This window comes from Streptomyces sp. NPDC002580 (genome assembly GCF_042889485.1).
GTDB lineage: Bacteria > Actinomycetota > Actinomycetes > Streptomycetales > Streptomycetaceae > Streptomyces.
The window spans coordinates 57716-81590 of record NZ_JBIAQZ010000003.1 but is presented as its reverse complement, the minus strand read 5'-3'; the positions used below and the strand labels follow the sequence as shown (position 1 = coordinate 81590).

General features: G+C 73.3%; 19 protein-coding genes, 2 tRNA genes, 1 other RNA gene and 1 pseudogene. 11 read left to right on the top strand and 12 right to left on the bottom strand.

Going from position 1 to position 23875, the window contains the following annotated elements; genetic code table 11:
* Positions 1 to 111: 111 nt before the first annotated feature.
* Positions 112 to 294 carry a hypothetical protein gene (locus tag ACFYW7_RS11290; protein ID WP_389500561.1) on the bottom strand — a complete coding sequence of 61 codons (183 nt, stop codon included), beginning with the start codon at positions 292 to 294 and terminating at the stop codon, positions 112 to 114.
* 139 nt (positions 295 to 433) lie between these two features.
* Here ACFYW7_RS11290 and upp point away from each other — a divergent pair, with 139 nt between their 5' ends.
* Positions 434 to 1069, top strand: coding sequence for a uracil phosphoribosyltransferase (gene upp, locus ACFYW7_RS11285; RefSeq protein WP_389500559.1), 636 nt, complete (start codon positions 434 to 436; stop codon positions 1067 to 1069).
* A 62-nt stretch (positions 1070 to 1131) separates the two neighbouring features.
* On the opposite strand, the gene ACFYW7_RS11280 is transcribed toward upp, so the two are convergent.
* Complete coding sequence (locus tag ACFYW7_RS11280) at positions 1132 to 1767, bottom strand: LytR C-terminal domain-containing protein (RefSeq protein WP_389501612.1); 636 nt, start codon at positions 1765 to 1767, stop codon at positions 1132 to 1134.
* Positions 1768 to 1881: 114 nt separating this feature from the next.
* The gene (locus ACFYW7_RS11275) at positions 1882 to 2178 is read right to left on the bottom strand and encodes a type II toxin-antitoxin system VapB family antitoxin (RefSeq protein WP_003999914.1); all 297 of its coding nucleotides are present in this window, start codon (positions 2176 to 2178) and stop codon (positions 1882 to 1884) included.
* Between the two features lie 105 nt (positions 2179 to 2283).
* Between ACFYW7_RS11275 and ACFYW7_RS11270 the strand changes: the two genes are divergently transcribed.
* Complete coding sequence (locus ACFYW7_RS11270) at positions 2284 to 3933, top strand: helicase HerA-like domain-containing protein (RefSeq protein ID WP_389500557.1); 1650 nt, start codon at positions 2284 to 2286, stop codon at positions 3931 to 3933.
* Between the two features lie 121 nt (positions 3934 to 4054).
* Here ACFYW7_RS11270 and ACFYW7_RS11265 read toward each other — a convergent pair whose 3' ends face one another.
* From ACFYW7_RS11265 to ACFYW7_RS11255, 3 genes and pseudogenes are all read right to left on the bottom strand, one after another.
* The gene (locus ACFYW7_RS11265; RefSeq protein WP_389500555.1) at positions 4055 to 4216 is read right to left on the bottom strand and encodes a hypothetical protein; all 162 of its coding nucleotides are present in this window, start codon (positions 4214 to 4216) and stop codon (positions 4055 to 4057) included.
* An 83-nt stretch (positions 4217 to 4299) separates the two neighbouring features.
* On the bottom strand, positions 4300 to 4653 hold the full coding sequence (locus ACFYW7_RS11260; RefSeq protein WP_389500553.1) for a hypothetical protein: 354 nt from the start codon (positions 4651 to 4653) through the stop codon (positions 4300 to 4302).
* Between the two features lie 287 nt (positions 4654 to 4940).
* Positions 4941 to 5081 (bottom strand): annotated as a pseudogene (locus tag ACFYW7_RS11255) (Fe-S cluster assembly protein HesB); the annotation flags it as partial.
* A gap of 122 nt (positions 5082 to 5203) precedes the next feature.
* Here ACFYW7_RS11255 and ACFYW7_RS11250 point away from each other — a divergent pair.
* From ACFYW7_RS11250 to ACFYW7_RS11240, 3 genes are read left to right on the top strand one after another with little or no spacing between them, the layout of a single operon-like run.
* Positions 5204 to 7264 (top strand): penicillin acylase family protein, encoded by a 2061-nt coding sequence (locus ACFYW7_RS11250; RefSeq protein ID WP_389500551.1) that lies wholly within the window; start codon positions 5204 to 5206, stop codon positions 7262 to 7264.
* On the top strand, positions 7254 to 7901 hold the full coding sequence (locus ACFYW7_RS11245; protein WP_389500549.1) for a GNAT family N-acetyltransferase: 648 nt from the start codon (positions 7254 to 7256) through the stop codon (positions 7899 to 7901). Before ACFYW7_RS11250 ends, ACFYW7_RS11245 begins: the two co-directional genes overlap by 11 nt.
* Positions 7902 to 7953: 52 nt before the next feature.
* Positions 7954 to 9903 carry a copper resistance CopC/CopD family protein gene (locus tag ACFYW7_RS11240; RefSeq protein WP_389500547.1) on the top strand — a complete coding sequence of 650 codons (1950 nt, stop codon included), beginning with the start codon at positions 7954 to 7956 and terminating at the stop codon, positions 9901 to 9903.
* 159 nt (positions 9904 to 10062) lie between these two features.
* On the opposite strand, the gene ACFYW7_RS11235 is transcribed toward ACFYW7_RS11240, so the two are convergent.
* Positions 10063 to 10150: transfer RNA gene (locus ACFYW7_RS11235), tRNA-Ser, on the bottom strand.
* A gap of 71 nt (positions 10151 to 10221) precedes the next feature.
* Between ACFYW7_RS11235 and ffs the strand changes: the two genes are divergently transcribed.
* From ffs to ACFYW7_RS11205, 6 genes are all read left to right on the top strand, one after another.
* Positions 10222 to 10320, top strand: an RNA gene (ffs, locus tag ACFYW7_RS11230) — signal recognition particle sRNA small type.
* Between the two features lie 106 nt (positions 10321 to 10426).
* Positions 10427 to 12751 carry a DNA polymerase III subunit gamma and tau gene (locus ACFYW7_RS11225; protein ID WP_389500545.1) on the top strand — a complete coding sequence of 775 codons (2325 nt, stop codon included), beginning with the start codon at positions 10427 to 10429 and terminating at the stop codon, positions 12749 to 12751.
* Positions 12752 to 12975: 224 nt separating this feature from the next.
* Entirely contained in the window at positions 12976 to 14229 is a 1254-nt protein-coding gene (gene purD / locus ACFYW7_RS11220) for a phosphoribosylamine--glycine ligase (RefSeq protein ID WP_389500543.1), read from the top strand.
* A gap of 366 nt (positions 14230 to 14595) precedes the next feature.
* Positions 14596 to 16446 (top strand): hypothetical protein, encoded by a 1851-nt coding sequence (locus ACFYW7_RS11215; RefSeq protein WP_389501610.1) that lies wholly within the window; start codon positions 14596 to 14598, stop codon positions 16444 to 16446.
* A 171-nt stretch (positions 16447 to 16617) separates the two neighbouring features.
* Entirely contained in the window at positions 16618 to 18147 is a 1530-nt protein-coding gene (locus ACFYW7_RS11210; protein WP_389500541.1) for a N,N-dimethylformamidase beta subunit family domain-containing protein, read from the top strand.
* A 308-nt stretch (positions 18148 to 18455) separates the two neighbouring features.
* The gene (locus tag ACFYW7_RS11205; protein WP_389500539.1) at positions 18456 to 19355 is read left to right on the top strand and encodes a phosphoribosylaminoimidazolesuccinocarboxamide synthase; all 900 of its coding nucleotides are present in this window, start codon (positions 18456 to 18458) and stop codon (positions 19353 to 19355) included.
* A gap of 199 nt (positions 19356 to 19554) precedes the next feature.
* On the opposite strand, the gene ACFYW7_RS11200 is transcribed toward ACFYW7_RS11205, so the two are convergent.
* The 5 genes from ACFYW7_RS11200 to ACFYW7_RS11180 form a co-directional block, all read right to left on the bottom strand.
* A tRNA-Gly gene (locus ACFYW7_RS11200) sits at positions 19555 to 19627 on the bottom strand.
* Positions 19628 to 19649: 22 nt separating this feature from the next.
* Positions 19650 to 20285: a response regulator gene (locus ACFYW7_RS11195; RefSeq protein WP_389501608.1), complete on the bottom strand. Its 636-nt coding sequence runs from the start codon at positions 20283 to 20285 to the stop codon at positions 19650 to 19652.
* Positions 20285 to 21733 (bottom strand): sensor histidine kinase, encoded by a 1449-nt coding sequence (locus ACFYW7_RS11190; RefSeq protein WP_389501607.1) that lies wholly within the window; start codon positions 21731 to 21733, stop codon positions 20285 to 20287. The genes ACFYW7_RS11195 and ACFYW7_RS11190 overlap by 1 nt, the downstream gene beginning before the upstream one ends.
* A gap of 20 nt (positions 21734 to 21753) precedes the next feature.
* The gene (locus tag ACFYW7_RS11185) at positions 21754 to 22608 is read right to left on the bottom strand and encodes an ABC transporter permease (protein WP_389500537.1); all 855 of its coding nucleotides are present in this window, start codon (positions 22606 to 22608) and stop codon (positions 21754 to 21756) included.
* On the bottom strand, positions 22605 to 23657 hold the full coding sequence (locus ACFYW7_RS11180) for an ABC transporter ATP-binding protein (RefSeq protein WP_389500534.1): 1053 nt from the start codon (positions 23655 to 23657) through the stop codon (positions 22605 to 22607). Before ACFYW7_RS11180 ends, ACFYW7_RS11185 begins: the two co-directional genes overlap by 4 nt.
* Between the last annotated feature and the right edge of the window lie 218 nt (positions 23658 to 23875).

Sequence of the window (23875 nt, the reverse complement as noted above, 5' to 3'; positions counted from 1 at the left end):
CGCGATGGGATCGAGCACCGCGTGGCCACGAGTGAGGGATCACCGGGCGGTCCCGGCGGGGTGGACCCTGGGCGGGCTACCGGCGGACATGTGCCGGCGGACGTGGGCCGACTACCAGCGGAAGGTGCGCATCCGCATGGCGTGACGCAGGCGGGCCGTCTTGGCGCGGCGCGGCTGGACCCGGTCGCGCAGCTCGCGGGCCTCGGCGAGGTCCCGCAGGAACTGGGCCCGCCGCCTCCTGCGCTCGGCCTCGCTCTCCGGCTGCTCGGAGAACTCCTCTTCCGGGTTCCGCATTGGCACACCACCCCAGGTCCGTCCCTCCCACCTTCCCCCTGATGGGCGGTTTGATGCCAGCGGACGGGTGACGTCGGCCACCGGCACCCGGTCGGGCGGGGCAGTGGCGGGGAGCGGTGGCCCGGCTACTGTTGTGGACATGCGTCTCCACGTCGTCGACCACCCCTTGGTCGCCCATAAGCTCACCACCCTGCGCGACCGGCGCACCGACTCCGCGACCTTCCGGCGGCTCGCCGACGAGCTGGTCACCCTGCTCGCCTACGAGGCCACCCGCGACGTGCGCACGGAGCAGGTCGACGTCGTGACCCCGGTCTCCCCGACCACGGGCGTCAAGCTCTCCTACCCGCGCCCCCTCGTCGTGCCGATCCTGCGCGCGGGCCTCGGCATGCTCGACGGAATGGTCCGGCTGCTGCCGACCGCCGAGGTGGGCTTCCTGGGCATGGTGCGCGACGAGGAGACGCTCGAGGCCTCCACGTACGCCACCCGCATGCCCGACGACCTCTCCGGCCGTCAGGTGTACGTGCTCGACCCGATGCTGGCCACCGGTGGCACGCTCGTCGCCGCGATCCAGGAGCTGATCAAGCGTGGCGCCGACGACGTCACCGCCGTGGTCCTCCTCGCCGCCCCGGAGGGCGTCGAGGTCATGGAGCGCGAGCTGGCGGGCACGCCGGTCACCGTCGTCACGGCCTCGGTGGACGAGCGCCTGAACGAGCACGGTTACATCGTGCCGGGCCTCGGCGACGCCGGGGACCGGATGTACGGGGCCGCCGAGTAACCGCTGCTCCGGGCTCTAGTCGCCCCGGGGTCGCTCCACGCGACTCCGGAGCGACCGCGGGGTCAGCAGCTCTTCTTCGAGGCGGAGGGCGTCGGACGGGGCTGAGTCAGGACGGTCAGCGCCTTGTCGGCGTCCTCCTTCTTCGTCAGCGCCTTGAACTTGGTGCCGATGATGAGGTCGACCGTCGTGGCCTTCGTCCGGCCGTCGGTCTTCAGCTCGGCGCCGGACAGCTGGGTGTTGAGGACGGGGAGCGCGGCCCGGTCGGCCGTCTTGGCGCCGAGCAGTATCCCGGCGCCCGCGACCTTCTTGTCGTACGCGGCCGTCGCGTTGCCCACGTCGCCGATCTTGAAGCCGCGTTTCTTCAGCTCGTCGGCCGTCTCCTTGGCGAGCCCGCCGCGGGCTGTCGCGTTGAGGACGTTCACGGTGATCTGGCCAGGCTTGGGCAGGGTGACCGCGAGCTCGGCGGCCGCCGCGGCGGCTTTCGCCGAGGGCGTGACCTTCGAAGCGCAGTCGGCCTTGGCACCCGCGGCGGCCTTGCCGCCACCGCCGGTGAAGACGTCGATGAGCTGCAGGGTTCCCCACCCGATCAGCCCGAGTGCGGTGACGGAGGCGACGACCAGGAACGCGAGCCTGCGACGTCCACGGGGTCGGCGCATCCGCGGGTACTTGTCCCCCGTGATCCGGTACTGGCCACCCATGCCAGGGGGAGTAAGCATGCTCATGGGCGCAGCGTAGTGCGCCGAGGCCTCGATGCCTACTAAATGATCATTGCTCGGCGTTCAGTTCAACCCATTGGGGTCAAGCCGTGGCCATTAGTCCAGTTCAAGGACGCGTGCGTGCAGCACCTGGCGCTGCTGGAGCGCGGCCCGGACGGCACGGTGCAGGCCGTCCTCCAGGTACAGATCGCCCTGCCACTTGACGACGTGAGCGAAGAGGTCGCCGTAGAAGGTGGAGTCCTCGGCGAGGAGGGTCTCCAGGTCCAGCTGGCCCTTGGTCGTCACGAGCTGATCGAGGCGGACCGGGCGCGGCGCGACGTCCGCCCACTGCCGGGTGCTTTCCCGGCCGTGGTCGGGGTACGGCCGGCCGTTTCCGATGCGCTTGAAGATCACACGGAAAGCCTACCGGTCAAGACCTTCCGGGCGCATCCATGGCGACGCAGTGCGACGCTGGAAAAGATGCCGTAATTCCTTGCAAAACGGGAACAGGGGTCCGACATGAGTGACAGTGAGACCGTGCCGTCGGCTCCCGCGGGGACCGCTTCCGAGGTGACGGCCCCCACTCCTTCGCTCCCGCGGGAAGCCTTGGAGATCGCCTCCGGCTACGCCTTCGAGGGTCCCGCTCTCGACCTGGGCGCCTTGCTCTGGGACGGGGCGTGCCTGCCCGACGCGCGGATCCGGATCCCGTTGCCGATGCTCAACCGGCACGGCCTGGTCGCGGGCGCCACGGGCACCGGAAAGACCAAGACGCTCCAGTTGATCGCCGAACAGCTCTCGGCGCAGGGCGTCCCCGTCTTCCTCGCCGACATCAAGGGTGACGTCTCCGGGATCTCGGCGCCGGGCGAGCCCGGCCCGAAGGTCCGGGAGCGGGCCCGGGAGGTCGGCCAGGAGTGGACACCGGGCGGGTGCCCCGCGGAGTTCTACGCGCTCGGCGGCCTCGGCCACGGCATTCCCGTACGGGCCACGGTCACCGGCTTCGGGCCGGTGCTGCTGTCCAAGGTGCTCCAGCTCAACCGGACCCAGGAGCAGTCGCTCGGCCTGATCTTCCACTACGCCGACGGGAAGGGCCTGGAACTCGTCGACCTCAAGGACCTGCGCGCGGTCGTCGCCTTTCTGACCTCGGACGAGGGCAAGCGGGAACTCAAGGGGATCGGCGGGCTGTCCACCGCCACGGCCGGGGTCATCCTGCGTTCCCTCACGGCCTTCGAGGCACAGGGCATGAGCCCCTTCTTCGGGGAGCCGGAGTTCGACACGAGTGAACTGACGCGTACGGCGCCGGACGGACGGGGAGTGGTGTCGCTCCTCGAACTGCCCGCCGTGCAGGACCGGCCCCAGCTCTTCTCGACGTTCCTGATGTGGCTGCTCGCCGACCTCTTCCACGACCTTCCGGAGGTCGGTGACGCCGACCGGCCGAAGCTCGTCTTCTTCTTCGACGAGGCCCATCTGCTCTTCCAGGACGCGTCGAAGGCGTTCCTGGACTCGATCACGCAGACCGTGCGGCTCATTCGCTCGAAAGGAGTCGGCGTCTTCTTCGTGACGCAGACGCCGAAGGACGTCCCCGCGGATGTCCTCGGCCAGCTCGGCAACCGCGTGCAGCACGCGTTGCGCGCCTTCACCCCGGACGACCAGAAGGCGCTGAAGGCCACGGTGAAGACGTTCCCCGACTCCCCGTACGACCTCGAAGAGGTCCTCACCGGCCTCGGCACGGGTGAGGCCGTCGTCACCGTGCTGAGCGAGAGGGGCGCTCCGACGCCGGTCGCGGCGACCCGGCTGCGGGCTCCGCGGTCCCTGATGGGGCCGGTGGACGCGGACGCGCTCGACCGGGCGGTGAAGGCCTCCGAGCTGTACGGGCGGTACGCGCGGGAGGTGGACCGGACATCGGCGTACGAGAGGTTGACGGCCGCTCGGTCCGACGACGCACCGGACGCCGGTCCCCCGCCGTCCTCGGCCACCGCACGGCCGAAGGACGGGCGGGACGCGCCGGAGGCCGAGCGCTCCGGGGGGCGGAGCCGGCCGAAGGAGGAGCCTTCCGTCGTCGAGCGGGTCGTCGACAGCGGGATGTTCAAGTCCCTGGCCCGGTCGGTGGGTACGCAGATCGGGCGGGAGATCACCCGGTCGCTCTTCGGGACGGCCCGGAAGCGGCGGTAGCGGGAGAGTCCGCGAGCGGGCGGCCGCCCCTGGTGGGACGGCCGCCCTCGTGCTGTCGCCTGTCCGCGGCCGGCTGTCCCCCGTCGGCCGCCTGCCGGCGTTCGCCGTCCGCTCCGCGGGGTCAGGCGCGCGGGGATTCCGGAGGCGTGCCGCGGAACGGTTCGTCCGGATCGGGGCGGGGGACGGGGCGGGGTTCGGGGCGGGGGTTCGGTTCGGGGGTGTGGTCGCGCGCGGCCTCCGCGCGCAGGAGGGCGCGGAGGACCGCGTAGGGGTCGCCGGGCATGCGTGTGTCCTGTTCCTTGTGTCCGGTGTTCGCTGACGAATGGCCGTGGGCCGGTGCGCCCGGGGGCGGGTCGGCCGGGTCTGTCAGCAGCGCAGGACCACGCAGCGCAGTGCGGAAAGGTCGGGTGCGACGGACGGGGTCGCGGGGACGGGTGACGCCGGTGGGCGCCCGAGGCCGGGTAGCCGGCCCGGGATTCCAGGGGTGGGACGCCGCGGGGCGAGGGGGCGGTGCTCCTGGCGGGGCGGTGGGCGCAGGGCGGTGTCGAGCACGTCGTGCTCGGCGGCCCCGGTGGTGCCGGTGACGGCCGACGCGGTGAACGCCCCCGGGTGCGGGCCTGTCGCGAGCAGGGCGACGACGAGCACCACGAGGATCCGGAGCCACCGGCTTCCCCCCGGACGGGGGTGCGGGTGGCGCGGGGCGCGGCTCATGAGCGTCATGTCCCCACCTCGGGCGGACGGCTCACTCCCGGCGGAAAGATCCGCCCTGTTGGCGTAGGGGCCCGGCGGCACGACCCCCTCCGCCGGATCCCGGCCGGGGGCCCACATTCAGCTCCTCCGCCGGATCCCGGCCGGGGAGCCAGGATTTAGCCCCTCCGGCGTTTGCGGAGCGGGGTCCGGGGCGGGGCCCCGGGTACGGGACGGGCAGGGGCGGCGAGGGCGAAGAAGGGTCGTGGGACCGGCGTCCGCGCCGGGGAGGGGACGCCGGGTTCCATGTCCCCCGGGTCCCAGGCCCCGGCGAAGGCCCACTCCATGGGCACCGGCTGGTCCAGCGGCATGCCGACCAGGGCCGCCGGCGGGCTGCGGCCCGGCAGTTCGCCGGCCTCGGGCTGCTGGGCGAGGCGAAGAGTGGGGGTCCACGCGCCGATGCTCTCGCGTGCGGGGGCGGGACGTGCGGCCGTGACCGCCCGGGTCCCGCGGGATCTCACCCCCGTACGATCACCCAGACGTTAATTAGGTTAGCCTAACCTGACAAGAATGGGGATGGACCGTGACCGCCGAAATCTACCGTGACACCTGGGGCATCCCGCACCTGCGCGCCGCCGACGCACGCGAACTCGCCCACGCCCAGGGCCGGGTCACCGCCCACGACCGGGCCTGGCAGCTGGAGGTCGAACGGCACCGCTCGCAGGGCACCTCCGCCGCGTTCCTCGGCGCGGAGGCCATCGGCTGGGACCGGTTCGCGCGGCAGGCCCGGCTCGACGACACCGCACGGCGCTGCTTCGAGGCCCTGACGGAATCGGACCCGGAGACCGCCGCGTGGATCGTCGCGTACGTCGACGGGGTCAACGACGGGCTGGCCGAAGGGGCGGCCCGGGCGCCCGAGTTCGCGGCCGCCGGGCTCGTTCCCGGGCGCTGGGAGCCCTGGAGCCCGCTGGGGGTCTGGCTCGGTACGCACATCCTGTTCGCCGGGTTCCCCGCCAAGCTGTGGCGCGAGGAGGTCGTACGACGGCTCGGCGCCGACGCGGTCGGTCTGTTCGCCATGGACGGCCCCGGCACGGCCGGGAGCAACGGTTGGCTGGTGAGCGGCGAACGCACCGCCACGGGACAGGCGTTGGTGGCCGGCGATCCGCACCGCTTCATCGAGGACCCCGGCGTCTACCAGCAGATCCGCCTCTCCTGCCCGGAGTTCGACGTCGTCGGCATCGCCGTCCCCGGCGTCCCCGGCATCGCGCACTTCGCCCACACCGGGACCGTCGCCTGGGCGATCACCAACGCGATGGCCGACTACCAGGACCTCTACCGGGAGCGGCTGCGCCACGTCGAGGGCGGGGCCGTCGAGGCCCTCGACCCCGACGGCGTCTGGCGGGCCGCCGCGCGGCACGTGGAGCGCGTGGAGGTGGCCGGAAGCGAACCCGTCGGGGTCGAGGTGATCGAGACGGCACGCGGGCCCGTGGTGATCGGGGGCGTCGGCGCCGAGGAGACCGTCAGCCTGCGCTACCCGCCCCGCGTGACGAGGGACCTCGGGTTCGGCGCGCTCCTCCCGCTGCTGCGGGCCCGCCGGGTCGCCGACGTGGACCGGGCGTTCGACGCCTGGGCGGAGCCGGTGAACGTCGTGCAGGCCGCCGACACCGAGGGTGGACTGCTGCACCGCGTCGCGGGCCGGGTCCCGGTCCGGGACCCGGCCAACCGCACCCGGGTCGTGCCCGCCTGGGAGCCCGGGCACGAGTGGACCGGCTGGCACGAGATGCCGTACGGCCCCGTGGAGGACGGCCTCGCCGTGATGGCGAACCAGCGCGGCCCCGCGGCCCCGCTCGGCGTCGAGTTCGCGCCACGCCACCGGGCGGCCCGCATCCGGCGGTTGCTCGACGCCGGGGAGAACTGGTCGGCGGGGGACATGCCGGCCGTCCACATGGACACCCACGTCGGCTCGGCCGCCGCCCTGCTGGACCGGCTCGCCGCACTGGAACTGTCCGGCCCCGCGGCCGCCCTCCGGGACCGGCTCGCGCGCTGGGACCGGCGCATGGACGCCGACAGCGCCCTGGCGGCGGAGTACGCGCGGGTGCGCGGCGCGCTCGTACGCCGGCTCGCGGCCGAGCCGGCCCTCGCCGTGCTGGCGGACCCGCCCGCCCGTCCCGACGTCTTCCTGCCCTGGCTCGCGCTCGTCCCGCGCGTCGCCTTCGCCCTCGAGAACCTGCTGACGGAAAGGGAGTTGTTCGGCATCGACCGCGACGAGCTCCTGCGCGCGTCGGTCGAGGAGGTGGCCGCCCGGCCCCCGTCGGGCACCTGGGGCGACACGCATCGTCTCGCCCCCTGGCGGGCGCTCACCGGCACCGCGTACGACGAACCGGCCCTGTCCGGCGACAACGACTGCGTCCTGAGCACGTCGTCGGTGCCCGGACTGACCGACCTGAGCGCGCGTGGATCCGCGGCCCGCTACGTCTGGGACCTCGCCGACCGGGACGACAGCCTCTGGGTGGTCCCCTTCGGCGCCGACGGCGTTCCCGGCACGGCCCACCACCGTGATCAACTCCCCTTGTGGACGAAGGGAGTTCTCGCCCCGGTGACCACCGACTGGAACACGCTGACCAAGGAGAGCGATGACGACTGAAGCGAAGACGGCCGAGACGTACGACGGTTCCCGCGAGGCCGTGCACGAGCGGACGGTCGACGGTTTCGGCACGCTCCGGGTGCTGCCCGTCGACCCGCGCGCCGACCTCGACGTCCTGCACGGCTGGGTCACCGAGGAGCGCGCCGCGTACTGGGGCATGACCGGGTTCTCGAAGGAGCAGGTGCTGGAGACCTACCTGCACCTCGACTCGCTCGACACCCACCACGCCTTCCTCATGGTCGGGGACGGCGTACCGGTCGCGCTCTTCCAGACGTACGAGCCCGGGGCCGACCGGGTCGCCGAGTGCTACGAGGTGCGGCCCGGCGACATCGGCGTCCATCTGCTGATCGGACCCCCGGCCCCCGGGGGCGGAGGGCGGCCGGGCTGGTCGTCCACGCTGCTGGCCGCGTTCCTGTCGTACGCCCTGACGGGCCTCGGCCGGCAGCGGGCGGTGGTCGAACCCGACGCCCGCAACGCCAAGGCCATCGCCCGTCTGACCGGCCAGGGCTTCGTTCCCGCGGGGGAGATCGTGCTCCCCGAGATCGACCTGCCCGAGGTCCGACTGCCCGAGAAGCGCGCTCTGCTCGCCTTCCTCACCCGAGAGGCCTTCGAGGAGGGTTCGCGAACTTCCGGGTGAGCAGGACCCGGCCCCCGTTCGTACGTATTCGTACGTGACCGAGACTCTGGACATGCGAATACGGAGACGGCGTGTGAACGAGAGCGGGCAGCGAGACCGACGGTGGCGCGGCGTCCGGGCCCTGGCCCTGCTGGGCGGCGTCCTGGCGCTGGTGCTCTTCGGCGGTGCGGGCGGCGCGTCCGCCCACGCCGCGCTGACGAGCTCCGACCCCGGGGACGGCAGCGTGCTGAAGTCGGCGCCGCGCCAGGTGACCGTGACGTTCAGCGAGTCCGTCGGCCTGCTCGACGACTCCCTCCGCGTGCTCACCCCGGAGAACCGGCGCGTCCACACCGGTGAGGTGAGCCACGCCGACGGCCGCTCCGACACCGCCCGGGTCACCCTGCCGCGCGGCCTGGGAACCGGCACGTTCACCGTGGCCTGGCGGGTCGTCTCGGCGGACAGCCACCCGATCTCCGGTGCCTTCACCTTCTCCATCGGCAAACCCTCGCCGACCGCCCCGCCCGTGCCCTCCACCGGCGGGAACCCCGCCTCCACCGCCCTCTACGACATCGCCCGCTACGCCGCGTACAGCGGTCTCGCCCTGCTCATCGGCGCGGCGACGTTCGTCCTGGCCTGCGGCTTCCCGGGCTCCGTCCGGCGCCTGCTGGTGACCGGCTGGTGGACCCTGCTCGGCTCCACGCTCGCGCTGCTCCTGCTGCGCGGCCCCTACGAGCGCGGCACCGGCCTGGGCGACGCCGTCGACCCGGCGGTCCTGAGCGACACCCTGGCGGGCCGCCCCGGCATCGTGCTGGTCGCGCGGCTCGCGTTGCTCGCCGTGGCCGCCTTCCTGCCCCTGCGGGCGCCGGTACGGGACCGCGAGCCCCGCGGTGTCCTCGTGCTCGGCGGACTGCTCTCACTGGGCCTCGCGGTCACCTGGGCCGCGGCCGAACACGCCTCCGCCGGGATCCAGGTCCCGGTGGCGATGGTCTCCTCCGTCCTGCACCTGCTCGCCATGGCGGTGTGGTTCGGCGGCCTGGCCGCCTTGCTGGCGGCCCTGCACCGTCCGGCCGAGCCGGTCTCCCCGGCCGTCGTCACCCGCTTCTCCCGGCTCGCCCTCACCTCGGTCGCCGTCCTCGCGGTCACCGGGGTCTACCAGTCCTGGCGCGGCCTCGGCTCCTGGGACGCCCTGACCTCGACGTCGTACGGCAGGCTCCTGGTCGTCAAGCTCGGCGCGGTGGCGCTGCTGCTGGTGGGAGCCGCGTACTCGCGCCGGTGGACGGCCCGCCTCGCGGTGCCGGAGACCTCGGTCACCGTTCCGGCCGAGCGGGCGGCGATCGCGGTGACGGTCGGCGCCCCGGCGGAAGCGGACGCCGAGACCACGGCCGTCGCGGCCACCGCCGAGGACACCGGCACCGGGACCGGCACCGACTCGGGCGGCGGACAGGAGGACGCCCCCGAACGGGAGCCGGCGGCCGGGCGGACGGACGGTCGGCGGGACGCCGGGGGAGACGGGCCGGCCGACGGCCCGGACGGCTCCGCGTACCACCGGGGCCTGCGCCGTTCGGTGCTCGCCGAGGTCACCGTCGGCATCCTGGTGCTGGTGGTCACGACGATGCTGACCGGGACGCAGCCGGGCCGCGCCGCCACGGAGACCGCCGCCGCCGTCGCGGCCACGAACCGGCCGGCCGCGTCGGCGGTCGTGGTGCCCTTCGACGTCGGCACCCCCGGCGGGCACGGCAAGGTGCAGGTCGAGCTGGCGCCGGGCCGGGTGGGCGAGAACTCGGTGCAGGCAGTGATCATCGGCCCCGACGGCGGCCTGGCGACCGTCCCCGAACTGCGCCTCACCTTCACCCTGGAATCGCAGGACCTCGGCCCGATCGACGCGGAGATCACCGACAAGGGCGGCTACTGGACGTCCGACGGCCTGACCCTTCCGGTGGCCGGCACCTGGACGATGAAGGTCACGATCCGCACCACCGACATCGACCAGATCACCGTCTCGAAGACCGTGAAGGTCGACTGAGACCGGCAGGGCCACGCGCGGGGTTCTTCCCGGACCTGCAGGTCAGGACCGGGAAGAACCCCGTCGAGTCCGGGCGGGCCGAGGAGAACCGCGACCGCACACGAAGAAGGGCCCCACCGCGAACGGTGGGGCCCTTCGACATCGTGCCCGGTGAGGCACTGGCGGAGGATACGAGATTCGAACTCGTGAGGGGTTGCCCCCAACACGCTTTCCAAGCGTGCGCCCTAGGCCACTAGGCGAATCCTCCGGGGCAAACAATACAAGACGTTGAGGAGTGCTCGCGAACTCGTTCCTCCCTCCAGGATCCTGTACTCTTTGCGGAGCCCCTCACGTGGCGCTATCTGACTGAACTCCCCCAGGGCCGGAAGGCAGCAAGGGTAGGTTGGCTCTGGCGGGTGCGTGGGGGGCGCTTGCGTTCCCGGACGGCCGCCAGGCGGGCGGGGGACCGCATGCCGCCGGGGTCGCGCCCGGGATGCGCCCGGGACGGTCCTTGTTGTCAGCGGGCGCCTATAACCTCGTAGACGTGTCGTCTCTCGCGCTGTACCGCCGCTATCGCCCGGAGTCGTTCGCCGAGGTCATCGGGCAGGAGCATGTCACCGACCCGTTGCAGCAGGCGCTGCGGAACAACCGGGTCAATCACGCGTACCTGTTCAGCGGTCCGCGCGGATGCGGAAAGACCACGAGCGCGCGCATCCTGGCCCGCTGCCTGAACTGCGAGCAGGGGCCCACGCCGACGCCCTGCGGGGAGTGCCAGTCCTGTCAGGACCTCGCGCGCAACGGCCGCGGCTCCATCGACGTCATCGAGATCGACGCGGCTTCGCACGGTGGTGTGGACGACGCCCGTGACCTGCGGGAAAAGGCCTTCTTCGGGCCCGCGAGCAGCCGGTACAAGATCTACATCATCGACGAGGCCCACATGGTCACGCCGGCCGGCTTCAACGCGCTGCTGAAGGTCGTCGAGGAACCTCCGGAGCACCTCAAGTTCATCTTCGCCACGACCGAGCCCGAGAAGGTCATCGGGACGATCCGGTCGCGGACCCACCACTACCCGTTCCGGCTGGTGCCGCCGGGAACCCTGCGCACCTACTTGGGCGAGGTCTGCGGGCAGGAGGGGATTCCCGTCGAGGAGGGCGTGCTCCCCCTGGTCGTGCGGGCGGGCGCGGGCTCCGTGCGTGACTCCATGTCCGTGATGGACCAGCTGCTCGCGGGCGCGGCGGACGCCGGTGTGACGTACGCCATGGCGACCTCCCTGCTCGGGTACACGGACGGTTCGCTGCTCGACGCCGTCGTGGAGGCGTTCGCGGCGGGGGACGGCGCCGCCGCCTTCGAAGTGGTGGACACCGTCATCGAGGGCGGTAACGACCCGCGGCGGTTCGTCGCCGACCTGCTGGAGCGGTTGCGCGACCTGGTGATCCTGGCGGCCGTCCCGGACGCCGTGGAGAAGGGGCTCATCGATGCTCCGGTCGAGGTCGTCGAGCGCATGCAGGCCCAGGCCGGCGTCTTCGGCGCCGCCGAGCTGAGCCGGGCGGCCGACCTGGTCAACGACGGGCTGACGGAGATGCGCGGAGCCACCTCTCCGCGCCTGCAGCTCGAGCTCATCTGCGCCCGCGTCCTGCTGCCCGCCGCCTACGGGGACGAGCGGTCCCTCATGGCCAGGCTCGACCGGATCGAGCGCGGGGTGAACTTCTCCGGCGGTGCGGCGGCGCCCGCCATGGGGTACGTCCCGGGACCCGAGGCGCACGGCCCGGCGCCGGTCCCGCAGGGCGGCCCGGCGGTTCCTGCCGGGTCCGGCCCCGCGGCGGCCCGTGCCGCGGCCCGGGGGACGACGGGTCAGGGACCGGGGCAGGGGGCAGTGGCGCAAGGGGGTGCCGGAGCGATGCAGGCCGCGCCCCCCGGGCCGCCCGCGCCCGCCGCCCCCCTCGCGCCCGCGGCATCCGTGACTCCCCCGGCTCCGACGGGCGCGCCCGTGGCGCCCGAACAGCCCGCGGCCCCGGCCGGCGCTCCCGCCGGGGGCGCGCCCGGCGCCTGGCCCACCGCGACGGCCGCCGGCAGCGGTCGTCGCCCCGGAGGCTGGCCCACGGCGGCGCCCGCGGGCGGCGGGCAGGCTCCGCCGCCCTCCGCCGCTCCGGTCTCCGCGCCGGCCTCCGCGCCGGCCCCTGCCGCCGCCGCTCACGGTGTGCCGCAGGCGTCGTTCGCGCCCCAGGCCGCGGGTGGCGTCGACCCCCGCGCGCTGTGGCCGAACATCCTGGAGGCGGTGAAGAACCGCCGCCGGTTCACCTGGATCCTGCTCAGCCAGAACGCGCAGGTCACGGCCTTCGACGGAACGACCCTGCAGATCGGCTTCGTCAACGCCGGAGCGCGGGACAACTTCGCGAGCAGCGGCAGCGAGGACGTGCTGCGGCAGGCGCTCGCGGAACAGTTCAACGTGCAGTGGAAGGTCGAGGCGGTCGTGGACGCCTCCGGCGGCTCCGCGCCGCCGGCCGCTCCGGCGGGCGGCGGGTTCGGCGGAGGCGGAGGCGGTGGCTACGGAGGTGGTGGCGCCGGTGGTGCCGGTGCCGGCGGTTACGGCGGGGCTCCCGCCGGCCAGCGGCCCGCGCCCCAGCAGTCGTCCGGCCCGGCCGCACCGCCCCCGGCCGCCCAGTCCGGCCCCGCCGGGGGCCACGCCCAGGCGCACGGCATGGCCGCGCCCGCGTCGGCGCGGCCCTCGCACGAGCCGCCGCCGGTCGCCCCCGAGGACGACACCCCGGAGGACGACGACCCCGACCTGGACGAGTCGGCCCTCTCGGGACACGAACTGATCGTCCGTGAACTCGGCGCGACGGTGATGGAGGAGTTCTCGAACGAGTGAGGGTCGGGCCTGCCCGCCCCAGGACGCCACCGCCCTCCCAGCGCTGCCGTGATCCGGGTCGCGGCCGCAGGCCCGTCGGGTGACCGCGTCCCACCATCACCCTTCGGCGCCGCCTCCCGAGGCGTCGGGCCGGCCCTTTTTGGAGGATCGCACCGCCGCCGCGCCCCGCCCGCTTCGGAAGCCCGCACAAAGGGCGCCCTCGCGCGGCGGCTAGGCTGAGCCCCGTGAAGGTCCTTGTCATCGGCGGTGGCGCCCGCGAACACGCCCTGTGCCGCTCCCTGTCCCTCGACCCCGACGTCACCGCCCTGTACTGCGCTCCCGGTAACGCCGGGATCGCGGAGGTGGCGGAGTTGCGTCCGGTCGACGCCCTCGACGGCTCCGCCGTGGCCGCGCTGGCCACGGAGCTCGGCGCCGAGCTGGTGGTCGTGGGCCCCGAGGCCCCGCTGGTCGCCGGTGTCGCCGACGCCGTGCGCGCGGCCGGCGTCCCCTGCTTCGGCCCCTCCGGGGAAGCCGCGCGGCTGGAGGGCTCCAAGGCGTTCGCGAAGGACGTGATGGCGGGTGCCGGCGTCCCCACGGCACGCTCGTACGTCTGCGCGACGCCGGAGGAGGTCGAGGAGGCCCTCGACGCGTTCGGGGCGCCGTACGTCGTGAAGGACGACGGACTGGCGGCCGGCAAGGGCGTCGTCGTGACCGACGACCTCGACGCGGCGCGCGCGCACGCAGGCGCCTGCGACCGCGTCGTCATCGAGGAGTTCCTCGACGGCCCCGAGGTCTCCCTCTTCGCGATCACCGACGGCACGACCGTCGTCCCGCTCCAGCCCGCCCAGGACTTCAAGCGCGCGCTGGACGGCGACGAGGGGCCGAACACCGGCGGCATGGGCGCCTACTCGCCGCTGCCCTGGGCCGACCCGAAGCTCGTCGAGGAGGTCATGGAGACCGTCCTCCAGCCGACCGTCGACGAACTGCGCCGCCGCGGCACACCGTTCTCCGGACTTCTGTACGCCGGTCTGGCGATCACCGGTCGCGGTGTCCGGGTCATCGAGTTCAACGCCCGCTTCGGCGACCCCGAGACGCAGGTCGTCCTCGCCCGGCTGAAGACCCCGCTCGCGGGTGTCCTGCTGGCGTCCGCGAACGGCACCCTCGCCGACCTGGAGCCGCTGCGCTGGAGCGAGGACGCGGCGGTCACCGTGGTCGTGGCCTCGCACAACTACCCGGACACCCCGCGCACCGGCGACCCGATCACCGGGCTCGACGACGTGGCCGCCGAGGACGCCCCGCACGCCTACGTCCTGCACGCCGGAACCCGGCTGGACGGCGGAGCCGTGGTGAGCGCCGGCGGCCGGGTCCTGTCCGTCACCGCGATCGGTTCGGGACTCACCGAAGCCCGGGAGCGCGCCTACGCGGCGGTCGCCCGGATCGGTCTCGACGGTTCGCAGCACCGTACGGACATCGCGGCCAAGGCGGCGGCGGAGGCGTAGCCGCGGATCCCCATAGCATCACAGGGCCCCGGATTCCGTACGGAATCCGGGGCCCTGCCGTGTCCCCTCCGACCGCTTCCACCTGCGGAATCGCCCACGGAACCGAGGGGCTGATCCTGGCTCACCGCCATTCACCTTTCCCCAGAGCCATTCGATCGAGTGACCGATGCCGTATCCGGCTGACGAGGGGCGGGGCCACAACTAGGGTGCGGCGAAAGCATTCCGGCACTTGGCCCACCGGCATTGCGATGTCGGCGGCGGGTGCCACAGTGGGGGAGTGACCAACGCCAGGGTTTCCGTCGGCACCGGCAGTGGAAAGGCCGGAGCGAGGCGGACAATAGGGGGTGACATCCGGTCGTGACCGGTATGGGTGTGGAGGTGGGCGCGCAGGCCGCGCGCTCCCGGGCTCTCGCTGTGCTGCGCGTCCGCAGCAGGGCGCTGGCCGTCGCCCTGGTGCCAGCGGCCGTGGCGGTCGTGCTGCTCGTCGGCGGCTCCACCGGCCGCATCACCGGTGAGCCGTGGGGGACCGCGCGCTGGATCGTGACGGTCCTCGCCGTTCTCGTCCTCCTCGCGGCGGCTGGCATCGCGCTCGTCGTGGCCAGGGCCCGGCCGGCGATGAGCCCCACGGTCCCGATCTCCGAGGAGTCGGCCCCCGATCTCTACCGGATGGTCCGCGACCTGGCGGACCGGCTCGACGTACCGGCCCCCTCGGCGATAGCCCTCACTCCGGACTGCGACAGCTGGCTGGAGGACCGGTCCCACCGGGCGCACGGCGGATCCTCGCCGGGCGGCCGTGACGAACCGGACGGCAGGGACGACGGGCGGGCCGCTCTGGCCGGAGGCCGTGGGGTCCCCGGGCTGGCGAACCGCGCCGGCCGGGTCCCCGTCTCCCCCGTCCTCGTCATCGGTTCCCCCTTCATGTGGTGGATGAGGGTCGGTGAGCTGCGGGCCGTCCTCGCCCCGGTGGTCGCCGGTACGGGCCCCTCCGCGCACCCGGACATAGCCGCGGCCCGCCGGTTCGTACGGGGGCTGGACGCGGCTGTGGCCGTGACCTCGGCACCCGGCCGGGGACCGCTGTCCCGCACGGTCCTGGCCGGTGCAGGCTGGGTGACCCGTGTCCTGCTGCGCAGCTGTCGGGACCATGCCGCCGAGATGGAGCGCGGTGTGGCGGTGGCCGCCGCCGAGCGCGCCCAGGCGGTGGACTACGGCGTGCGGATCGTCGCCCAGGAACAGGTGGGTCTGGCGTACGCGGGCTGGGACCGCCTGCTGACCCGCGTCGCGCTGCCCGCCTGGCGGATGGGCCGCTGGCCCTCCCGGCTGGACGTGGGCGTGGTCGCCGCGCTGACCGAGCTGTCCCGCCGCGACCGCCTGGCCGAGGGCTTCACCTCCCGTCTCGGTGAACGCCCCGCCTGCGATCTCCTCGAAGAGCCCGGCACCGTGGACGAGGCGGCCTCGCTGCTCGCCGCCCGGCTCTTCCACGGCGGTCCCGCCGAGCCCGGTCCCGACTGGGCGCCGGTCGACTGGCAGGACTATCCCGACGAGGTGGTCGACCGTAAGTGGCGGACCGACGCGGCCCGTCTCCACCGCGTCCTTGACTCGCTCGGCGTCCGGCACCCCGCCGACCCCGCGCTCCCCGAGGCGGACGGCCCGACGCTGGCCCGGGTGATGGACCATCTGTCCGCGCCGGCGGAGACCGGGCCCGCCCCGGCCCCGGCCCGACCGGACGCCGTCCTCGCCGAGCACCGCACGGAGGCCTACGGGGAGATGGGCATCGCCGAGACCGACGACCCGGAACTCTCCGTGGGCAATGAGCGGTCGGCGGCCCTCGCGGCCGGACTCACCGCGGAAGTGGCCCGGGAGGAGGCGTCCGCCCCGGTGTCGCACGCGCTCGCCGGCGGCGCCGAGCAGGGAGGACCCGAACAGGCACTCTGGGGGGACGGGATGCTTCCGCTGTTCCCCCTCCAACCACCCCGGAGCGGTCGCGAACTGCTGGCCGACCATGTCACGGCGATGGTCTGCTGCGCCGCGATGGACACCGCCGGAGCCGCCCCCGGGCTCGACTGGCTCGACGGCCCGTCCCTCCTCGTCGGCGGTGAACGAGCCGGCGACCTCGGCCCCCGGGTGCTCACCCTGATAGAGACCGGGGACCCCGCGCCCCTGCGGGACTGGCTCCGCCACCTGGGCGTTCGTCCGGAGAAACCGGTCCGCCTGGTCTGACGCCCCTCCGATGGAGAGGTCCGCGGTCACCCCGGCCCGGTCGGAGGCAGCCGTTCCACTCACGTCAATTCGCGACGAACGGTGACGGAGTGCGTGCGTAATGTGATGTGCTGGGACCGATCGCGCACGGGCAAGGGCTTACCGACGGGGGCACCAGGGAGGGGAGCAGGCATGGGGTCTGAGCAGATCCGCCGCTGGGAGTCGGGAGCACTCGCGCACGCCGTCACGGACCCCTTCGGTCAGGGTCCCGTTCCCTGGCTGCGCGGCAGCGAGACCTACTTCGACGACACCGGCCACGTCGTCCCCTGGTACCTGGACTCCGACGCGGCCCAGCCGCCCAGGTCGGCGGCCGACGCCTCCAGGATCCCGGCGCCGCGCGCCAACTCCGGCACCCGCGCGCGCTCCGGCACGGTGGGCCCCCGCTCCGCGGACGACGTCCACCGGCAGATCAAGGGCTTCACCACCACGGGGGCCGCCGCTCCCGGCGAGTCCATCGACTTCCACGTGACGGTCGACCCGCCGCAGGAGTTCAGCGTCGACATCTACCGCATCGGCCACTACGGCGGCGACGGCGCCAGCAAGATCACCACGAGTCCCCGCCTCTCCGGCATCGTCCAGCCGCAGCCGCTCGCCGCCGACCGGACCGTCTCCTGCCACCACTGGTGGCTGTCCTGGCGCCTCCAGATCCCGTCGTACTGGAACGTCGGCGCCTACGTCGCCGTCCTGACCACCGTCGACGGCTACCGCTCCCACGTCCCGTTCACCGTCCGCAACCACCAGACGGCCGACCTGCTCCTGCTGCTCCCGGACATCACCTGGCAGGCGTACAACCTGTATCCGGAGGACGGCCGCACCGGCGCCAGCCTCTACCACGCCTGGGACGAGAAGGGCCGCCTGCTCGGCGAGGCCGACGCCGCGACGACCGTCTCCTTCGACCGCCCGTACGCGGGTGCCGGCCTGCCCCTGCACGTGGGGCACGCCTACGACTTCATCCGCTGGGCGGAGCGTTACGGCTACGACCTCGCCTACGCCGACGCCCGCGACCTGCACGCCGGCCGCGTCGACCCCACCCGCTACCGCGGCCTGGTCTTCCCGGGCCACGACGAGTACTGGTCGCCGCAGATGCGCCGCACGACGGAACTCGCCCGCGAGCACGGCACCTCGCTCGTCTTCCTCTCCGCCAACACCATGTACTGGCAGGTGGAGTTGGGCCCGTCCCCGTCGGGCGTCGCCGACCGGCTGCTGACCTGCCGGAAGCGCCGCGGCCCGGGCAGGCCGGCCCTGTGGCGCGAGATCGACCGTCCGGAGCAGCAGCTCATCGGCATCCAGTACGCGGGACGCGTCCCCGAGCCGCATCCCTTGATCATCCGCAACGCCGACCACTGGCTGTGGGAGGCGACCGGCGCGAGCGAGGGCGACGAGGTGGCGGGCATGGTCGCCGGTGAGGCGGACCGTTACTTCCCGCGCACCCCACTGCCGGAGCACCAGGGCCGGATCCTGCTCGCGCACTCCCCGTACCCGGACGCCGAGGGCACCGTCCGCCATCAGGAGACCTCGCTCTACCGGGCCCCGTCCGGCGCCCTGGTCTTCGCGTCCGGAACGTTCGCCTGGTCCCCGGCCCTCGATCGCCCCGGCCACGTGGACCACCGGATCCAGCGCGCGACCGCCAACCTCCTCGACCGCATCTGCAAGCACCACTGAGCACCGCCGAACACGCCGTATCGCTCAACACGCCGAGAGCGGCTGACGCGCCTCGGACGTGGCCGACGCGCGACCGGGGCCCGGCTGAGGCGCGACCGGGGCCCGGCTGAGGGTGCCCGCCCACGCGCCCCGCCGGAGCTCCTCGCACCGCGGGCACAGCCGTGTCCGCGGCCGCGCCGTGCTCGTGTCGCCCGCGCCCATCCCCGCTCCCGCACCCGCTCGGCGTGCCTCGCGCGCGCCCCCTGTCCGAACCCGGTCGTCCGGTACGGGAGAATCGAGGCACTTGGACAGAACCACGGGGAGGCACCGTGTCCGGATTCGTCGAAAAGCCCGAGCCGCTTCAGGTGCCGGGTCTGGTACATCTGCACACCGGCAAGGTGCGCGATCTGTACCAGAACGAGGCGGGCGACCTCGTGATGGTCGCCAGCGACCGCATCTCCGCCTACGACTGGGTTCTCCCCACGGAGATCCCCGACAAGGGCCGCACTCTCACCCAGCTCTCCCTGTGGTGGTTCGACCAGCTCTCCGAGTTGGCGCCCAACCACGTGCTGAGCACGGAGCTCCCGCCGGGCGCCCCCGCCGACTGGGCGGGCCGCACCCTGATCTGCAAGTCCCTTCGGATGGCCCCGGTCGAGTGCGTCGCCCGCGGCTATCTGACGGGCTCGGGACTCGTCGAGTACGACGCGTCCCGCACGGTCTGCGGTCTCGCGCTCCCCGAGGGCCTGGTCGACGGCTCGGAACTCCCCGCGCCGATCTTCACCCCCGCCACCAAGGCCGCCGTCGGCGAGCACGACGAGAACGTCTCCTACGAGGAGGTCGCCCGTCAGGTCGGCGCCGAGACGGCCGCCGAACTGCGTCAGGCGACCCTCGCCATCTACGGCCGGGCCCGCGACATCGCCCGTGAACGCGGCATCATCCTCGCGGACACGAAGTTCGAGTTCGGCTACGAGGGCGAGACCCTCGTCCTCGCCGACGAGGTGCTGACCCCCGACTCCTCGCGCTTCTGGCCGGCGGACGCCTGGGAGCCGGGTCACGCGCAGCCGTCCTTCGACAAGCAGTACGTCCGCGACTGGCTGACCTCGCCGGAGTCCGGCTGGGACCGCAAGAGCGAGCAGCCGCCGCCGGCGCTGCCCGAGCACGTGGTGGAGGCCACCCGGGCCAAGTACGTCGAGGCCTACGAGCGCCTGACGGGCGTCAGCTGGTCCTGACCGCCGCTCCGACCCCGCCGCCGGGCCCGGCCGACTTCCGCGCCCGGCGGTGACACGGCCACGCGGTCCGGCGGTCCCCCGGGGGCCCGCCCGCCCGTCCCCGGTTCCCGCCCCTGAGGCGGCTGCCCGAAGGTCTTCCATCCCGGCGGACGCACACGAAGAAGCCCCCGACCTGAGGCCGGGGGCTTCTTCTTTCTTGAGCGGACGACCAGGTTCGAACTGGCGACCTCAACCTTGGCAAGGTTGCGCTCTACCAACTGAGCTACGTCCGCATGCGCCGTGGCGCGAGAGCCACTATACCCAACCTCGCGCCCGTGCGAGACGCACCGCGGCGTGCCGATTCTCCGCCCCCAGTTTCGCGGCGGCCGACGAGAGGTAGTTCCGCACGGTCCCCTGGGACAGCGCGGCCCGCTCCGCGATCTCCGTCACGGGGGCCCCGTCGGCGGCGAATTCGAGCACCTCGGTCTCGCGCGCGGTCAGTGGCGAGTCCCCGGCGGAGATCGCGTCGGCGGCCAACTCCGGATCCACATAGCGGTTTCCGGCGTGGACGGTACGGATGATCTCCGCGAGCCGCTGTGCGCTGACCGTCTTGGGGACGAACCCGCGCACCCCTGCCGCCAGTGCCCGCTTCAGATGTCCCGGCAGCCCGTGACTCGTCACGATCAGCACCTGGCAGCCCGGCAGTTCGGCCCGCAGGGATGTGGCGACGCTCACGCCGTCGGCTCCCGGCATCTGAAGGTCCAGGACGGCGACATCGGGCACGTGCGCCCGTGCCATCGCCAGGGCCTCCGGTCCGGTCGCCGCCTCTGCCACGACGACCAGGTCGTCCTCCAGACCGAGCAGCGCGGCCAGCGCACCCCGGATCAGATGTTCGTCGTCGGCGAGCAGCAGCCGTACGGGGGGCGTGACCGCGCCGGGCGACACGGACATCATGAGGTGGCCTCCCTCACCTGACGCGGAACGGACGAGGGAGACACCCATGGCGCCGCCCCACCACGCCCCGGATCGACTCCGGCCTCTGCCTCCGGGCCGGCCCCGACCTCTGTCCTCGGAACAGCCCCGGTCCCCGTCTCCGGGCCGGCCCCTGTCCCCGGGCCGGCCCCGGCCCCTGTCCCCGGGCCCGCCGCTCTCCCGTCGGCCGTGGAGCACGGCAGCGGGATCTCCGCCGTGAGCCGGAAGACTCCGCCGCTCGCGCCGGCCCGCAGCACCCCGTCCACCTCGCCCAGCCGTTCCCGCAGGCCCGCCAGCCCGGAACCCCTTCCCTGCCCGGAACCCCCGGCTGGCGAGAGGGTCTGGCCCGCTCCGTCCGGAACCCCGTCGTTCTCGACGGTGAGCGTCACCCGCTCCCCGTTCACCCGGAGGGACAGCGCGCACCTCCCGGGGTCCCCGTGCCGCAGCACATTGGTGGTCGCCTCCCGGACGACCCAGCCGAGCGCGGACTGCACCGGTGCGGGCAGCCCCGTGGCGGTGCCCGTGATCGCGCACTCGATGCCCGCCGCGGTCAGCACGCCCTGAGCTCCCGCCAGTTCGGTGGTCAGGTCGGCATCGCGGTATCCCCGTACGACCTCGCGCACCTCGCGCTGGGACTCGCGGGCTATCCGCTGCACCTCGGTCATCTGGTCCACGGCCTCGCTCCGCCCACGCCGGGCCAGCTGTACGGCGAGCTCGCTCTTGAGGGCGATCACCGCGAGGTTGCGGCCCATCACGTCGTGCAGATCGCGGCCGAAGCGCAGGCGCTCCTCGGCGACGGCGAGCCGGGCGCGGGTCTCGCGGGCCTCGTCGAGTTCGAAGACGGCGTTGAGCAGCCAGACGGAGAAGGCCGCGGTGAAGGTCAGGAAACCGGCGGTGAGCAGGATCAGCACGGCGGTGATCAGCGCGGCGGGGCCGGAGAATCCGAGGGGGAGGGAGACCGCGCCGCCGCCCACCGCCGCACCGAGCACGGCGTACGCCATCCGGCGCTTGTCACGCGTCCCGAGCGCGAGGGTGCCGGTGCCGAACGACGTGACACCGACGAACAGAGAGGAGGCGACCAGGAACTCGCCGTCGTCCACGGGGCGCCACGGGGAGCCCGAGAGGACGACGCCCAGGACGGCGATCACGGCGGTCCCCACGACCAGCGTGAGCAGCGTCCGCCGGGGCTGCTCCCTGGTGCCGCGCGCCCAGTCCAGCGCCCGTGAGGCGGCCACCCCGCAGAGCACGGAATGCGCGCACACCAGCAGGAAGAGGGACCAGGACCGGGCCGGCGACACCTGTCCGAAGACGGGCAGACCGATCGCGACGGCCTCGAGCACGGTGAAGAAGTGGAACGACCACCGTGTGTACGTCTCGACCTTCGCCGGCGTGTTCTTGCCCCGCCACCAGCCCGCCGGTCCGGTCATGCCCACCCCCGTGTCCGTGGTCATCGCCGCGGCTCCCAGCGGAACCACCGTCGTACAGCAAACACCGCGATCACGGTCCAGGCCAACGCCGTGACGAGGGCGCCCGTCGCGTCGTGGGCGGAGAGCTGCCCGGTCCAGCCGCCGCGGATCAGAGTGATCACCGGGGTGAGCGGCAGCAGTTCACAGAACGACGCCACGCCGTCGGGCAGCGTCTCCAGGGGGACGAAGGTCCCGGAGCCGGCCAGTGACACCAGCGTCAGGGGCGCCGCCGCTATCTGGGCGCCCTCGACGCTCTTGCTGAAGCTCGCTGTGACGGCCGCGAGCACGGGCCAGGTGAGGAACCCCAACAGCAGTCCCAGCAGGACGAGATGGGGTGCCTCGGGCACCCCGATCCCGAGCGTCACCCAGCAGGCGACGGTCAGGACCAGGCACTGGGCCAGACCCGTCGCCACCGAGGGCAGGGCGGCGCCCGCGAGGATCTCCGCGTCCCGCAGCTCCCCCGTGCGCAGCCGCTTGAGGACGAGTTCCTCGCGGCGGGCCGCGTACACGGTCACCAGGGAGCCGTAGACGGCGAAGAGGAGCGCGAAGCCGATGGAGGAGGGCAGCAGGATCGCGCCGACGGTGAGCCCGGTGCCCTTCAGGTCCATCTGCTCCACGGTCGAGCGGAGCGTGAACGGCAGGGTCAGCGGGACCAGCAACGCCGCGGCCAGTGTCGCTTTGGTGCGGCTCAGCAGGGTCAGCTCGGCGCGGGCCAGCGCGGCCGTCCGTCGCAGGGCCGTGGTCCCGCTGCCGGCCCCGACGCCCGCGTCCCTGCCGGCACCGGTGCCCGCTCCCCTGCCGGCACCGGCACCGGTCGGGATCGTCGTCCCGCTCATCCCGCCGTCCCCCTTCCCCGCGTCTGCGCGACCGACTCCCGCGTCTTGTCTCCCGGGTCCACCGCCCGCCCGCCCGGCGGACCCGTCGGCTGTGTCCCTGCGACGCCGTGCGCCGTCGCCTCCCGGGAGATCCGCAGGAACGCCTCCTCCAGGGAGGCCGATCGCACGTCGAGCCCCCGCAGCTCGACCCGTGTCCGCTCGGCCCACACCAGCAGGGCGGTGGCCGTCCGTTGCAGTTCGTTCGTGCGCAGCCTGATCGACCGGCCCGTCGTCTCATGGCTGTTCACGCCGAGCTCGGCCAGCGGGGGGAGATCGCCGGGAAAGCAGCCGTCGGGCAGTTCGAACGAGACGTGCGACGGCTGGGAGGCGGTGACCTCGGCCGGAGTGCCGATGGCCGCTGTCCGCCCTTCGTGCAGGATCGCCAGCCGGTCGGCGAGGATCTCCGCCTCTTCCAGATAGTGCGTGGTCAGCAGGACCGTGGTCCCGCCGTCGCGCAGCTCGCGCACCAATTCCCAGGTGTTCCGGCGGCCTTCCACGTCGAGTCCGGTCGTGGGTTCGTCGAGGAAGAGGACCTCGGGCCGGCCGAGGAGGGCGAGCGCCAGGTCCAGGCGCCGCTTCTCGCCCCCGGACAACTGCTTCACGCGGACGTCCGCCCGGTGCGCGAGGCCGACCAGGTCCAGTGCTTCTCCGGTGGGCCGGGCGCCGCTGGTGCAGGACGCCCACATGCGGACGGTCTCCGCGACCGTCAGCTCGGAGGGGAAGCCGCCTTCCTGAAGCATCACGCCGATCCGGGGCCGCACGGCCGCCCGGTCCGCGTACGGATCGTGCCCGAGGACCCGCACCCGCCCGCCGTCCGGAGGGGCGAGACCCTCGATCAACTCGACGGTGGATGTCTTTCCCGCGCCGTTGGTACCGAGGAGGGCGAAGAGCTCACCTCGGGCCACGGAGAAGGTGACTCCGCGCACCGCCTCGAATTCTCTTCCCTCACCCCCGTACACCCGCCGCAGATCGGTGACCTCGATCACGTCATCGTGCTGGTTCGCGTCCATGAAGTCAGCGTCGCCGCGTACGGGCTCCCCCGGCAGTGCGCGATGTCATCACTCCGCATGACAAATGTCAGACGTCATCTCCGCGCGAGTGCGCGGTGATGAGGATGAGGCGGGCGACGAGAGGAGATGAGCGGCCGTGGGTGAGGCTGCGGACGCCGGAGCCGGGCGGAGACTCCGGCGGGGGCGAACACGAGAAAGGCCCCGGTCGATTGACCGGG

What these genes read in the sequence shown, in the direction of transcription:
- ACFYW7_RS11290 (WP_389500561.1), bottom strand. Translation starts at nt 294, where the DNA reads ATGCGGAACCCGGAAGAGGAGTTCTCCGAGCAGCCGGAGAGCGAGGCC.
- upp (WP_389500559.1), top strand. Translation starts at nt 434, where the DNA reads ATGCGTCTCCACGTCGTCGACCACCCCTTGGTCGCCCATAAGCTCACC.
- ACFYW7_RS11280 (WP_389501612.1), bottom strand. Translation starts at nt 1,767, where the DNA reads ATGGGTGGCCAGTACCGGATCACGGGGGACAAGTACCCGCGGATGCGC.
- ACFYW7_RS11270 (WP_389500557.1), top strand. Translation starts at nt 2,284, where the DNA reads ATGAGTGACAGTGAGACCGTGCCGTCGGCTCCCGCGGGGACCGCTTCC.
- ACFYW7_RS11265 (WP_389500555.1), bottom strand. Translation starts at nt 4,216, where the DNA reads ATGCCCGGCGACCCCTACGCGGTCCTCCGCGCCCTCCTGCGCGCGGAG.
- ACFYW7_RS11260 (WP_389500553.1), bottom strand. Translation starts at nt 4,653, where the DNA reads ATGACGCTCATGAGCCGCGCCCCGCGCCACCCGCACCCCCGTCCGGGG.
- ACFYW7_RS11245 (WP_389500549.1), top strand. Translation starts at nt 7,254, where the DNA reads ATGACGACTGAAGCGAAGACGGCCGAGACGTACGACGGTTCCCGCGAG.
- ACFYW7_RS11240 (WP_389500547.1), top strand. Translation starts at nt 7,954, where the DNA reads ATGCGAATACGGAGACGGCGTGTGAACGAGAGCGGGCAGCGAGACCGA.
- ACFYW7_RS11215 (WP_389501610.1), top strand. Translation starts at nt 14,596, where the DNA reads ATGGGTGTGGAGGTGGGCGCGCAGGCCGCGCGCTCCCGGGCTCTCGCT.
- ACFYW7_RS11210 (WP_389500541.1), top strand. Translation starts at nt 16,618, where the DNA reads ATGGGGTCTGAGCAGATCCGCCGCTGGGAGTCGGGAGCACTCGCGCAC.
- ACFYW7_RS11195 (WP_389501608.1), bottom strand. Translation starts at nt 20,285, where the DNA reads ATGTCCGTGTCGCCCGGCGCGGTCACGCCCCCCGTACGGCTGCTGCTC.
- ACFYW7_RS11190 (WP_389501607.1), bottom strand. Translation starts at nt 21,733, where the DNA reads ATGACCGGACCGGCGGGCTGGTGGCGGGGCAAGAACACGCCGGCGAAG.
- ACFYW7_RS11185 (WP_389500537.1), bottom strand. Translation starts at nt 22,608, where the DNA reads ATGAGCGGGACGACGATCCCGACCGGTGCCGGTGCCGGCAGGGGAGCG.
- ACFYW7_RS11180 (WP_389500534.1), bottom strand. Translation starts at nt 23,657, where the DNA reads ATGGACGCGAACCAGCACGATGACGTGATCGAGGTCACCGATCTGCGG.